Here is a 12824-nt window from a genome sequence, read left to right on the forward strand (position 1 = left end):
ACTTGTTCCTCTCCCCCGTTTGTTTCCCCGCATACGGAAGCCAAAAGGCCGACTACACAGTCATTAGACTGCACAGTCGGCCCGAAGGTTCATCCCACAGGGAATCTAACTTTAAGCCTGTGCCTCCACGACGGAGACAGCACACGATTCCCCCGGCTTCTCCGGCAGCCACAGGAAGGGGAAGCGAGCTCTACACCTGTGCCACCACAGCAGCCAGTGAACCCGCAATTTTGCGTGCCGTAGCTGCATCCTTGGCTTCCACCATCACGCGGAAGAGTTCCTCAGTACCGGAGGGACGTAAAAGCACGCGGCCGGTATCACCGAGTTCTTCATTGGCTCCGGCAATCGCCTGCTTCACAGCGTCATTGCCAAGGACTTCGGCTTTGTTTTCTACCGGCACGTTGATCAGGGTTTGTGGCAACACTGTCATCACCGAGGCCAGTTCCTTCACAGTTTTGCCCGTACGCGCCATTCGAGCCATCAACGTCAAACCAGTGAGAGTGCCGTCGCCCGTCGTACCGTGTTCTGGGATAACCAAGTGCCCGGACTGCTCGCCCCCCAGGGAAAGATCGCTAGAGCGCAGCTCTGCCAACACGTAGCGATCACCCACCTTGGTCTCTCGCATATCAATACCGGCTTCTTTCATCGCCAGTTTCAATCCCAGGTTAGACATGACGGTTGCAACCAGGGTGTTCTTTTTCAGCTCGCCATCTTCTTTCATCGCGATAGCCAAGATCGCCATGATCTGATCGCCATCAACCACGTTGCCTTCGGAATCCACGGCCAAACAACGATCCGCGTCACCGTCGTGAGCCAAACCCAAATCCGCCTGGTGCTCGATCACAGCCTGCTGGATAACCTCGATGTGGGTAGAGCCCACGCCTTCGTTGATGTTGTAGGAGTTCGGCGCATTGTGAATGGCTACAACATCGGCACCCGCTTGGCGGTAGGCCTCCGGCGCAGCCTTAAAAGCCGCACCGTTTGCGCAGTCCACCACCACGCGAATGCCGTCTAGCGGAGTGGTCACGGCGGTACGCAAATGGGCCAAGTAACGTTCGAGGGCCTCTGCGGATTCATCCAGTACACGGCCAATCGCCGCACCGGTTGGTCCGGATTCGGGCAAGTCCAACATCATTTCTTCGATGGCTTCTTCCATCTGATCGTCCAGCTTGTGACCGCCGGCAGAAAAGAACTTGATGCCGTTATCTGGCATGGGGTTGTGGGAGGCGGAAATCATCACGCCCATGTCAGCCCCGAAATCATCGGTGAGAAACGCGACGGCCGGGGTTGGCAGCACACCAACTTGGAGCACATTCACGCCCTGGCTAGCCATCCCCGCTGCCATGGCCGCCTCCAACATTTCACCGGATACGCGGGGGTCGCGGCCAATCACCGCAGTAGGTCGCCTCTGCCCTACGCCTTCCTTATTAACCAGTACGCAGGCGGCAGCAGCCCCCAGCTTCATTGCGAGCGGGGCGGTCAGCTTTTCGTTAGCCAGGCCGCGGACCCCATCAGTTCCGAACAGTTTTCCCATGGTTAAGCATTCTAACTTTCCCAGCCCCGACTCACCTTGGCAGCCCTCCCCGACACGCCCATTGCCGCTCCCGCCCCGAAACACAAACAAAGCCCCACCCGGCACAAACGGCCGAACGGGGCATTGCGTGGCAGCTGCAACGCGTGGCGTCGATATAAAAAGAAACCAGCGAGTGCAACCGTAAGCGTTGGTTTAACGCTTGGAGTACTGAGGTGCGCGACGGGCCTTGTGCAGACCGGCCTTCTTGCGCTCAACAGCACGGGCGTCACGAGTGAGGAAGCCAGCCTTCTTCAGCTCGGAGCGCTCTTCTGGGTTGTACTTGTTCAGCGCACGGGCGATAGCCAGACGCATCGCACCAGCCTGACCGGAAGGGCCACCGCCCTGCAGGTTAGCCTGGATGTCGAACTGGCCTTCGCGCTCCAGCAACACCAGTGGAGCCTTGATCAGCTGCTGGTGCAGCTTGTTGGGGAAGTACTCCTCGAGGGTGCGGCCGTTGCACTTGAACTCGCCGGAACCAGCAACGAGGCGGACGCGAACGACTGCCTCCTTGCGGCGACCAACAGTCTGGATTGGGCCGTCGAATACTGGGGCCGGTGCGGCCTCTGCAGCCTCGTTCTCGGATTCAGCTGCAACGGAGTCACCGATGGTGGCAACGAACTCTTCGTTAACCGCGTCGGTAGCTGCGTACTCGCCCTCGTAGTTCTCTACGTTGTTCTCGTTGTACTCAGTCATTACTGTGCCACCTGCTTGATCTCGTAGGTCTCAGGCTTCTTGTCCTCGAATGGGTGCTCGGAACCTGCGTAGACGCGAAGCTTCTTAACGGAAGCGTTGGACAGCTTGTTGGACGGCATCATGCCTCGAACAGCTTCCTCGATCACGCGCTCTGGGTGCAGCTCCAAGGAGCGACCCAGGGACATGGTCTTCAAGCCACCGGGGTAACCGGAGTGGCGGTAACGCATCTCGCGCTCGCGCTTGTTGGAGGAGATGTGCACCTTGTCAGCGTTGATGATGATGACGTTGTCGCCGCAGTCAACGTTGGGAGCGTAGTAAGGCTTCTTCTTGCCGCGCAGCAGGTCAGCTGCGGTAACAGCAAGACGGCCCAGGACCACGTCCGTGGCGTCGATGACGTACCACTTACGGGTAATGTCACCGCTCTTTGGGTGGAAAGTCGTCACGTTGGACTCCTTAAAAGTCTTGTCTTGGAACTGCCAGCCAGTGTTGTCACGTGGTCTAGTGGGCCCTTTCGCTGCGGCTTGTCGGTTTTTCTTTTTACCCGACGCCCCGCTGAGCCCGCCTACGGTGTGTAGCGGCGGCCGGTGGTGACCCGCTACAAGAATCTAGTTCACAACCTGCATAACTCTAGTTGATCGTCTCGGGAATACCAAAATCCCCAACCTCGGGCAGAACCCAAGGTTGGGGATGGTTTAACCGATGCCTTTACTATGCAACCCGCGTTCGGCGAGTTGAGGTAAGGGGCATGTTTTTTAGCGACGCTCGTCGCGAGGATCAACGCCCTCTACACCGTCAACGTCGATGCGCTCCTTGCGCAGTTCCTCGGTGTGGCGCTCGGTCTCGGTAACCTGCTGCTTGCCCAGGTTAACCTTCTCCACTGGAACAGTGTTCTTGGAAACGTCTACGCGCTCCTCGTGAAGGGTGACGGAAGCCTCTTCCTCGCCGATGCGTGCGTTGTGGTTCGCAGCGTCGTCAGCGTTAATTGGGGTGCGCTCAACGCGAACCTCTTCGCGGGTTACTGGAACCTCAACGGTCTCGGAATCGGTAACGACGTACTTACGCAGGCGGGCCTCGCCCGTTGCAACGCGCTCCTTGCTAACGTCCAGCTGCTCCTCGGAACGGATCATCTCACCGTCGTTGGTGGCTACGCGATCGCGGTCGTTCAGGTCAGCGCGGTCGCGACCAGCGAACTCAGCACCCTCGGTGTGAACACCGCGGTCCTGCTCGGTCCGGGAGCCCTGAACACCCTCGTAACGGGTCTGATCCTCCAGGCCGTCAACACCGTAGTGGCGCAGAACCTCGTTCTGCTGATCTGGGGTCAGAGCCTGATCAGCGTCCAGGTCAGGAGCATCCTTGATGCGGTCCTTAGCGAAAGCCAGGTTCAAGTCCTTGCCATCAAACTTGTGTCCACGCAGTGGTACCAAGGAGGAGTTCATGCCGAACAGGCCGTGGTTAACCTCTACGAAGGTTGGCTGGCCGGAGTTGTCGTCGACGAAAACTTCCTTGACGGAGCCCAGCTTGTCGCCGGTGTTGTCGTATGCGATTGCGTTGAACAGATCTTTGATGTTGCTCATAGCTAACTTCCTTTCGTGCCCGCTCCTGAATGAATCAGCAGGCGCATTGTTGTGTCTGGTTATGCAAGGCGTACGACTCGTTGGTGATGGCAGCATCCCCCACTGGGTGGTTGGAACCTCAAATGATTCCAGTGGTGGGCGGGGAATACCGACTCAGTGCAATGGTGAGCTTGCCGAGCCGTTACGCCTTTGCCGTACAAGAAACGACGATACGGACATTCCCAGCCCCCCGCAGTGGAATTTACCCCCTATGGCGAGCCCCCTGACGGTACGCTGTGCGACACCGCTGAATAATCAGACTGTCAGACTGGGATTTTTAATGCATATTATGCATGAAAATGTAAAACTTGGAGTTTCCTGTGTCTCGGGTCAGCTATGCGTAGCTCCCCCATTGGCAAGGAAAAACCCGCTTGCCAACCCCGGCGTGGGGCGCCAAGCGGGTGCATCCAAACTTCCGGCGAAACCTTCTCGCCACAATGGTCAGTCTAGGACCAGCTGTTGGCGGCGCTGCGGTTGATGTGGCGCATGCGGTCGTTGGATTGGGTGACCTTGCGGGAAACCTCTTCCAAGATACGGTTTAGCTCTGCAGCGCTGCGGTCCCAGCGCGCCTGTGCAGCCTTGTACGCATCTGCGGATTCACCTTCCCACTCCGCGACCATGGGCTGCAGGCCTTTCTTCAAGGTTTCCAGCGAACGGTTGATATTGGCGCTGGAGCGCTTGATGTCCATGGACGTTTGGTCGATCTGTGCAAAGTTGTAGTGGATCACTGTTCCCCCAGTTGGTGATGTTAGAGATAAGACCCCATGCAATTAGTGCATGGAGTCCGCGTTTTCGGAATCGGTGGTGCTGAACGAGCCAGCGTTGTGGCGAATGTTGTCGGCGATGCTGCGTAGAGCCTCGCTGAGGTCCCGGGCGCTGGTATCCCAACGCTCCATCATGTTGTGGAACGCACCTTGGGCATCGCCTTTCCATGAACCAGTCGTGCCCTGAACCACACCGCGCAGGCGCTTCAATTCAATCTGTACTTCATTGTTCGTGTCGTCCACATTGGTCGCTGCCTTGTGCATTGTGGCAACGTCTGTCCGAAAGCTCATCGAGCTCCCCTCCCCTTTGTCTTGATGTTGCTGTCTCAGCCTTGCGGCCTTGGTCTCGCTAACTCAGCCTTGCGGCCCTGGTCTCGCTACCTCAGCCTTACGGCCCTGGTCTTAACACTGTGGTCTTAACACCGTGGTTTTGATGCCGCGGTTTTGATGCCGTGGTTTTGATGCCGTGGTCTTAACACCGTGGTCTTAGCGTCCAATGTCGGCGGCTTTCCGACATCAACCTATTAGACCCACCATCCGCCCAAAAGGTTCAGCGGGCCGCAAAATCTTTTAACCTCTCGCCGCCTCCTCCACCCGCACCACCTCACTAACACCTTCTGCCACCCCACACGCCAGCACTACCCCCCAACCCCACACGCCAACACCATCTGCCACCCCACACGCCAGCACTACCCCCCGCACCATCTCACTAACACCTTCTGCCACCCCACTCACTGACACCTTCTGCCGCCCCACACGCCAGCACTACCCCCCAACCCCACTCGCCAACACCATCTGCCACCCCACACGCCAACACAGCATGCCCTACCACTTGTCTGTCACTCTGGATGCGCGGAACTAACGATGCGTTTGCACTGCTCACCCCTTGTACGCGAGCGCTCCTTCACCTGACATCCCACCGACATCTGGTGCCCCGCTCGCAACACCACATGCCACTGCGTGACCGACCCTGGATAGTGCTCCTCGTACACCACCGGGGATTGTTGCGCGACTCGCACACCCTCGACCTTTTCTAGCGCCTTCAGCACAGCCTGATCCAAGTCCGCCTGCCGCTGCAACGGCGTAGGTTTCGCCGCAATCAGAACGCGCATCCCCGCGTCGTTCGAGCGGTATTCCTCCCGACCTTTTGTCGCACCCGCGCGTTTCCACCCTGGCACTCCAACGGCGATCGGCACGTCCGCGCGAGGGGCCCGGCGCTCCTCCCCGCTGCCCATTTTGTGCGGATCGGAAAACTGCCCCGCGCTTCGCCCCGGCCCCTTCTTTCCTGGTTCTTTACCTTCGCCAAAGGGCTGCCGTGGTGGGTCGGAGCTGGGCGTCGTACCAATAGAAGGGGGTGGGCCGGCTTCCTCGTTGTTACCTAATTGCTTTTCTTTATCCGACGCCCCGCTGTCCCCACCCGCATCCACCTTTGACGTGTCGCGCCCCGTGGCGAACACGGTTGCGACTGCCCCCACGCCGACGATCACGACCGCCAAAGCAACGGCAATAACTGCTTTGAGCATCCCGGGCGATTCGGGCGCGTCGGATCCCTCAAGATCCTTGGAATGCCCCTGATCCGGCCGTCGGCTAGCCAGATGCTGGCGATTAAGACCAACCGCATGAGGCGAAGCGGTGCGATCCGTCGCGACGCGCAGCGCCTCGTTTTCATTCACCATCCGCGCCCGATACCCCATGACCCGTAAGTACGCCGCGACAATCTGCGCGTGCACTCCTGCCACCAGGATGTCAACTGTATTCAGACCAATACCCCACGGAAAAGTCTCGCGGGGCGTTGCAGGATTCACGCTGGCAGCATCTGGGTTTGCCTCGCGCTGTTGGACAACCTCATCCAGCAGAACCGTCAGCTCCCCAAGTCGCGCCACACTAATGTTCGTACCCCACAGCGCTACGTCCTCCCCAAGGGAGTGCTTTCCAGAGCCAGCGTTGCTGTTCGCAAGAAGGTAGTCCGGGGACATCGCTTCCGCCGGCCCCTCCACGCAAAACCCCGTGGATAGGTCAGTCACGCTCATGCCTTGGACGAGAATTCCGGATTCCTGGAGGGCCAAGGCCTGTGCGAGGATGCTCCACTCTCGGGACTGTGGCCGGTGATTGGCAGATGCGGATTGGATTGTACCGGTCACAATGGAACCTCCATGGCGTTGGGAATGGTGGCGGGCGCGTTGGGAATGGTGGCGGGTGCGTGGGGAAGGTCACTATTTTCAGGTGAATCCGCCACCTGGGCCACGTGGATCTCCCAAGTTTCGGAATGCACAAACATGGCTCTGCCCGGTAAGCGCTTGGTGGTTCGCACTCCGGCGATAGGCCCGTCATCGCGCGGGGCCGAGAGCACGACCCATGCAGTCTGATCCCTCGTGGCCTCCATGACAGGGCTGAATGCCGCACGTTGAATCTGCCCACTGCGGCGCCCCAGCACCAGATGCAGGCCAATATCAGCAGCGAAAGGCAACAAATCCACGAGCGCGTCCAAGCCGGGATCACTGTCTGCATCATCGACAACTACGAACAATTCCGGGCCAGTCCACCACGAGCGATCGCGCAGTTGTTGGGGTGTGACATCAGCACTGGGGATGCGGGCCGTGAGTACGTCAATCCACTCGCCCAATCTGGTGCGGAAGTGTTCCGGCACGGCATATCCCGGTGTGCCCAACAGGCCTCGGCGGGTATCTGTGATGAGGATCTCTACATCAGCTGATTCCAGTGTGCGAATAATGGTGCGCAGCGCAGTGGTCGTTCCGCTGCCAGCTTGCCCCACCACCACCAGGTGCGGGAATTCACGGTAATTCCACCGGACTGGATCCAACCGCGGCCCGCCTTGGGCAAACGCGCGATCATCCCCGAGGGAGTGGTGGTCCAAAACCTGCGGCAGAACTCGCATGCGGAGCTCAGGTTCACCCCGTTCTGCGGTGACTTTCCGAATGTGCTCCACATCCTGGCCCGTGGTTAAGGCAATGTGGATGTGTTTGCCACGGTGACCTACGCCCCTGCCGGGAACGTCGGGGAGAGATTTTTGGGCGTCGCGAAATTCTGCATCAAGGGGTGTCATCCGCAGCTCCACATGCCCAGTAAGCACATCGCGCAAAGAGGGTCGCAGGTTCCACCGCAAAGAGGTGACTACCACGTGCAAGTCCCGTTCCAATCCGGTGGTGGCCAGTTGGATCAGGCGATACTCCTCGTCACCGAGAAGGTCCACCCCATCGATAATCAACAACCGCGGGCCGGTGGTCTGTTCGAGTTCATCGAAGAGTCGCGCTACACCGTCGGTACCGACAACCGCTGCCACCTGCGGTAATCGTTGCAAGTGCCGCAACCCACCGCCAGGATCGAAAACATACACCGCCAGTCCGGGGGTACTCCACACCGCACCCAAGACAATCGCTCGCACCGTATTGGTCTTTCCCGTACGTGGTTGCCCAACCACGGCCCAATGACGACGAGTGAGGTCAACGTCGTAGGTCAGCTGTTGCCCCTCAAAAGGCAGATCTTCCAACGCGATTCGGGCAACCAAGGGCTCCACCGGCGCCATAATGTCCGGGGCGGGGAGCTGCTCCGGCAGCGGCGGCAGCCACACGGGATTGTGGTTCGGCCCGGCTAGACGATCCACAACCAACTGCAGCGTTGTAGTTTCGGCTTCCACCGTGGTGCCCAACTTGCGCACCAACCGCTGATCGCGAGGGAGCTCGGGGCCCGATACATACGCGGATTGGAACCGGATTTGATCCTGCGCAGCCAAGATGGCCGCGCCCGGCTGACTGGGTAATTCATAGGCGGCAGTGGAGCCGATCAGCGACCGCGATTCCACGGCGGAAAACGTGCGCAGCGCGATGCGATAGCTGAGGTGCGATTCCAACCCCCGCAACCGTCCTTCCTCCAAGCGCTGGCTGGCTAAAAGCAAGTGCATACGCAAACTTCGTCCTAGGCGCCCGATGGCGGCAAACACTTCCGCGAATTCCGGGCGGGCATGCAGCAGCTCCGAGAATTCGTCCACAACGATGAACAGTGCCGGCATTTTGCCGGGAAAGGCCCGGTTGAATTCCGCTGCGGTAGTCATGTTGGCCTGCCGCAAGCGCTCCTGGCGACGGTGCATCTCCCCCAACAAGCTGTCTTGCATGCGGTCGACCAACCCGGCCTCGTCCGCGAGGTTAGTGATCACCGCGCTGGTGTGGGGCAGGCGTTCCAACCCGAGGAAGGACGCGCCACCTTTGAAGTCCACCAAAATGAAGTTTAACTCTTCGGCCGAATGTTGATGGGCGAAGCTGACTACTACTGATTTCAATAATTCAGATTTCCCGCTACCTGTGGCTCCGATGCACAACCCATGAGGTCCGATACCACCCAGCGCAGCTTCCTTGATGTCCAAGTACACCGGCGAGGACGAAAACCCGATCGGGGCCCGCAAATCGCCGCCGGGCAATTCCAGTAGTGACGTATTGCCCTTCACCGTTGCCCGCGCCCGACAAACCCGAGCTAGCTCCACATCCGAGAGCGCATCCGCCACACCGAAGGGCGCCCACCCATCAACCGTCCACGCATGCATCACCCGGTCTGGGTCCACCTTCAACAGCAGCCCTTGCGCTTTGGCGGCACTGACCCATTCCGTGGATGGCTCGATCACTACCGCTCCCATCGTCACCGGATGGCCACCAGTAACGAAATGAGTGCGCTTCGGGCCATCATGTGGCAACCATTCATCGTGCGGTCCAGTAATCCCCACCTGGGTTGGGTCCTGCATCGCAAGTTGCGCTTGCATGGCGCGAGCTAACCCCGGCGCGCCGTCCCCCACGATGACCACGCACTGAAAACTTGCCAGGTCCACCGCCACAGGCGCTTCGATAGTCGCGGAACGAATGGCCAGGTCGCGCAAGCTCATGGCACTGACAGGTTCCAGATCCTCCGGCGGGGCGGTCACCGGTATGTCCAGTGGATCCTCTGGTGCCTGGACGGCGACACCAAGCCGAACCACTCCCGGTGGTGCCTGCGAAACTTCGTCGTGAGCGAGAAACGTCCACAGTGCCGCCGGGTTCGGATGAACTGCTTCCATGGAACGCAGCTGGTCCCGGCGTTTGCGCTGAATCGTATCGCTGAGCGCATCGATGTGCCGGTGAAACGACCGCCGGATTTCATCCACATTCTGTCCCGGCTGAAACATCATGGCCATGCTGCCCAGCAGCATCAGCGGGAAGATGAACGTCATCGGGCTGCGCCCTGCCCCACTCATCACCATGGCGGCGATCATTCCCGCCACGGCAATCAGCATGATTGCAGGCATCAAAAACTTAATAAACGGCTGCTTGTCCTTGGGCAGCGTAGGTGGCGATTGCGTCTGCATGCGAAAATCCCCCGATTCCCCCTCTTTGAACCGATCTGTTCTCGATTTCTAGCACGCGTATGAGTTCTGTGCACCTTGAAGGGCGGACACGGTTTCTGTTCTACCCCGCTGCCCAGCCGCTCCACCGCGCATCGCCCAACTGCGCCACCCAGCTGCCCCGCCCAACCGCTCCACCCCAGCACAGCTGTGCCAATGTGCAGCAGAACTCCGACAAATTGGCCCGTTTTTGTTGGACTTCTGCTGCACATTCGTTTCTCGGTCCGCGGTCGGACTCCTGCTGCACATTCATCTCTCGGCGCGCGATCGGACTCCTGCTGCACATTCATCTCTCGGCGCGCGATCAGACTCCTGCTGCACATTCATCTCTCGGCGCGCGATCAGACTGCTGCAGCACATTCGTTTCTCGGTCCGCGACATGAATAGCGTCACCTCTCTACCTGTCACGGCACCTGTCTTTTTCTTTATCCCAACGCCTTGCCGTCCCCCATCCCAATCCCTACGCCTCCCCGTCCCCCATCCCAATCCCAACACCTCCCCATCCCCCATCCCACCGACCTCCGCCGGTGATTCGAAAGCTGCCCCTGCGAGTGTCCGCGCCTACCGCTACAGTTAGTTTCACACGCGCCCAAAGATCCGACCATAAGGATCAACGGGGTGGGCGCATAAAGAGGGGGGATTACTCATGCTGGCTTTAAGTATTTCCGTGCCCAGCCAGGGCACCACAATAAAAGCCGCTATCGCGGATCATGTTCCGGTGGCGGAACTCATTCCGCATCTAGTCACGCCCGAGCCCGGTCAACACTGGGTTTTAGGACGGGCAGTGGGCCGGATTCGCCCAGAGCACACCCTAGCGGAAGCCGGTGTTCGCCCAGGCGAAGTGCTCACCTTGGACATTGCATCCACGCCTGCGCCTCCGGCGGAGGCAGTGGAGGAACTCAGCGGCGACGTCGGGGATTCACCCGCGGTCTGGGTGATGGCGATCGTGGGTGCACTGTTTGCTCTCCGAGCTACTCCCCTGTGGCACCCACTGGAGTTCCATGGTGGGGAACAAGTGGGCGTCGGAAATGAAGGGAGCCCAAGCGATGTAACAGCAATCATCACGATCGTCGCCGCACTAGTAGCGGGTTTTGCGGCAGCAGGGGCATCCCTGCGCGATTCCCGTTTTACAGCCGTGGCTGCGATTATAGGTTTCGGGATTGGGCTTAACGTCAATGTTGCGGTGGGATGCGCGTTGGCGTGCGTGCTGGTGTGGAGAAGCGGGCCGGTGCGCATTGTGTGCCTGACGTGTTTGATGCTTTCCCTTATTAACTTCTGGCCGGGATTCACCCTCATTGTTGCCGCCATGGGGCTGGCCTATGCAGGGCAGTTGGCGATCCTCATTGCACGCATCCGCCTGCCGCGTGTACCCGCCACCGGCATGTTCCACCAACCGGTACACACCGCCGCAGGAAACGTTATTGAAGTGCACTCCGCGCTGGTGGTGGGCCTATGCATAGGGATCGCAGCCAGCGTGGTGCAACTAGCACCGTGGCACAGCACCCCGGATAAATGGACCTGCGCGCTACTGGTGACGGTGGTGATCATCGGTGTGAGCAGCCGTGGCACTCGACCGGTCCATGCGACTGCCGTCACCACGTTAGCCGCACTCACTGCCCTGTGGCTGGCATTGCTGGTGCCGTGGGGTGTGCTGGTCTTCGCGCTCATTGGAATCCCCGCTTGGAAAGTGAATTCTCCAATGGTGGGGCGAATCATCGATTGGGTAGAGACTCTGGCGTTCGCGGTGATGGTTCCACTGGCTTTGCACACAACGGGCCTGTTCAACACAATTCGCCACCTCGGAATCGGCAGTTAAGGGGAAGCCACCATGGTCCAGATTCGCGACGATAAACCCCACAATCCCTGCGATCAACCCGTCAGCGGGCCGCGCCTGCCGCTGGACGTGGATATGGGAGCCGCCCCGGGGATCGCCAACGGTAGTGGAACCACCATCGCCATTATCGACACGGGCTCTGCCACCCCTTCTGCCCGCGGCGACCGCGACCATTGCGTTTTGCACGGCACAGCGGTGGCAACGGTTGCTTCGACGATCGCACCCGGCGCGACTGTGCGGGCCTATCGCCATTCCGAACGCCCCGAGGATAACGATGGGACAGTCCAGACCCTTGTACGGGCGATCGATCGAGCCGTCGACGGGCATTCCAAGATCATCAATATTTCCATGGTGGCCTGCACGGACACTGTGGAACTCCGGCAGGCCATCGATCGAGCGGTGAAATCGGGAGCGCTGGTAGTGGCTTCGGCCGGCAATCGTGATCAATGCGAACCGGGGCAGCTTGCCTATCCCGCAGCCCTGCCAGAAGTGTTGTCGGTTGGTGCAGTCGAGCAGCGGGCGGGTGCAGCCGCACATGCCGATTCGGCGCCACAGGCTCCACAGGCAGTACAGTCGCAGCAGGCGCCAACGCCCCCCTCTCCGGGCACACCACCTTCATCCAACCCAGATGCAGGCACCGTCCCCGCGGACTACTCCATGTCCGCAGAACACATTGACTTGTACGCCCCGGGCGGCCCCGTTTCCGCAGAGCTCCGCACCAAGGACGGCACAACCCACACGATCGTGGGCAGCCCCGCCCCTTTCCAAGGCACCAGCTTCGCCAGTCCCGTAGTCGCTGGCACTGCCGCACTCATTTGGCAACTTTGGCCCGACGCCACCTCCTCCCAAGTCCGGAGCATCATAGAAACGACAGCTATTCCCGGCGGCGCGGATGGAGCCACCAGCCACCCCGTGCGCGTTGTTTCCCCAGCTAGCGCGGTCAGCGCGGCGCTGGAGCGCGTTT

The 12824-nt window shown here is 59.9% G+C and carries 9 protein-coding genes and 1 pseudogene; 2 read left to right on the plus strand and 8 right to left on the minus strand.

Features of this window, described 5'->3' with window-relative positions:
• Window positions 1-190: 190 nt before the first annotated feature.
• The 8 genes from glmM to CAURIC_RS09185 all read right to left on the minus strand — a co-directional run bounded on the left by glmM (window position 191) and on the right by CAURIC_RS09185 (window position 9990).
• A complete protein-coding gene (glmM, locus tag CAURIC_RS09150) occupies window positions 191-1534 on the minus strand; it encodes a phosphoglucosamine mutase (RefSeq protein ID WP_035113666.1) in 1344 nt (447 codons plus the stop codon).
• Window positions 1535-1726: 192 nt separating this feature from the next.
• Window positions 1727-2266: a 30S ribosomal protein S9 gene (gene rpsI, locus CAURIC_RS09155; RefSeq protein ID WP_035113664.1), complete on the minus strand. Its 540-nt coding sequence runs from the start codon at window positions 2264-2266 to the stop codon at window positions 1727-1729.
• On the minus strand, window positions 2266-2709 hold the full coding sequence (gene rplM / locus CAURIC_RS09160; protein ID WP_070434685.1) for a 50S ribosomal protein L13: 444 nt from the start codon (window positions 2707-2709) through the stop codon (window positions 2266-2268). The genes rpsI and rplM overlap by 1 nt, the downstream gene beginning before the upstream one ends.
• 309 nt (window positions 2710-3018) lie before the next feature.
• Window positions 3019-3840: a PRC and DUF2382 domain-containing protein gene (locus tag CAURIC_RS09165; RefSeq protein WP_035113660.1), complete on the minus strand. Its 822-nt coding sequence runs from the start codon at window positions 3838-3840 to the stop codon at window positions 3019-3021.
• A gap of 485 nt (window positions 3841-4325) precedes the next feature.
• Window positions 4326-4607, minus strand: coding sequence for a WXG100 family type VII secretion target (locus tag CAURIC_RS09170; RefSeq protein WP_035113658.1), 282 nt, complete (start codon window positions 4605-4607; stop codon window positions 4326-4328).
• 42 nt (window positions 4608-4649) lie between these two features.
• Window positions 4650-4934 (minus strand): WXG100 family type VII secretion target, encoded by a 285-nt coding sequence (locus CAURIC_RS09175; RefSeq protein WP_035113656.1) that lies wholly within the window; start codon window positions 4932-4934, stop codon window positions 4650-4652.
• Window positions 4935-5482: 548 nt separating this feature from the next.
• Window positions 5483-6784, minus strand: coding sequence for a type VII secretion-associated protein (locus tag CAURIC_RS09180; protein ID WP_035113654.1), 1302 nt, complete (start codon window positions 6782-6784; stop codon window positions 5483-5485).
• Window positions 6781-9990, minus strand: a complete 3210-nt coding sequence (locus tag CAURIC_RS09185; RefSeq protein WP_084588132.1) for an FtsK/SpoIIIE domain-containing protein — start codon at window positions 9988-9990, stop codon at window positions 6781-6783. The genes CAURIC_RS09180 and CAURIC_RS09185 overlap by 4 nt, the downstream gene beginning before the upstream one ends.
• 682 nt (window positions 9991-10672) lie before the next feature.
• Between CAURIC_RS09185 and CAURIC_RS09190 the strand changes: the two genes are divergently transcribed.
• Both CAURIC_RS09190 and CAURIC_RS09195 read left to right on the plus strand, forming a co-directional pair.
• Window positions 10673-11842, plus strand: coding sequence for an EsaB/YukD family protein (locus CAURIC_RS09190; RefSeq protein ID WP_035113652.1), 1170 nt, complete (start codon window positions 10673-10675; stop codon window positions 11840-11842).
• Window positions 11843-11935: 93 nt separating this feature from the next.
• Window positions 11936-12739: pseudogene (locus tag CAURIC_RS09195) on the plus strand (S8 family serine peptidase); the annotation flags it as partial.
• Window positions 12740-12824: the final 85 nt, after the last annotated feature.

Source organism: Corynebacterium auriscanis (assembly GCF_030408435.1).
Classification (GTDB): Bacteria; Actinomycetota; Actinomycetes; order Mycobacteriales; family Mycobacteriaceae; genus Corynebacterium; species Corynebacterium auriscanis.